Raw genomic sequence first — 612 nt, 5'->3', positions numbered from 1 at the left:
TCCCCGCGGCCGCGGCTAGGCGGAAGGTGATGCGCGCGCCGGGCTCCACGAAGGGCATGCCCCGGGGCACCACCTGGCCGTTGAAGCGCACAAAGCCCACCCCGGCATGCTGCAGCTGGTAGCGGAAGTGCCCACCGCGCACCACGGCCTCGTTGGGGCCGTCGGTAAAGAAAAAGTTCATCGGCACGCCCGGCAGCGGCTCAAATACGGCAATGTTGGTCGAGTCGGGCACGCCGGTGATATTGCCCTCGATGATGGCCGGGGCAGTTGCCGGGGGCGCTTTGGAAGCAGTTTTCTGGGCACACAGCGGCCCGGGGGCCACGGCCAGCGCCGCCCCAAGCAAGAGAATCCGAAAAAGCATAAGTACAGGAAAAAGGGGAGTAGCGCGGACTTTACATTTCGCATCCCCGCGCCGTTCGGACGGTCCTATCGGCGCGGGAACGCTGACTACAGGGTCCGCGCTACTTCGCGTAGCTGGTAAACGACTCCGACACGAACTGCCCGCTGCCCTCGAAGAGCAGGTAGGCCGGCCGCCGGCCAATCACAATCTCAGCCTGCTGGCGGGCCGGGCCGCCGTTGGGCGCTGGCACCTCGCGCACACCCAGCAGCCGG

General features: G+C 66.8%; 1 protein-coding gene. It reads right to left on the bottom strand.

Features of this window, described 5'->3' with window-relative positions; genetic code table 11:
• The coding region (locus ACYVDE_RS25545) for a hypothetical protein (protein ID WP_460504312.1) at positions 1 to 361 on the bottom strand (361 nt) is incomplete at its 3' end.
• Positions 362 to 612 lie beyond the last annotated feature (251 nt).

This window comes from Hymenobacter agri (assembly GCF_054778495.1).
This window is presented reverse-complemented; position numbering and strand designations above follow the sequence as displayed.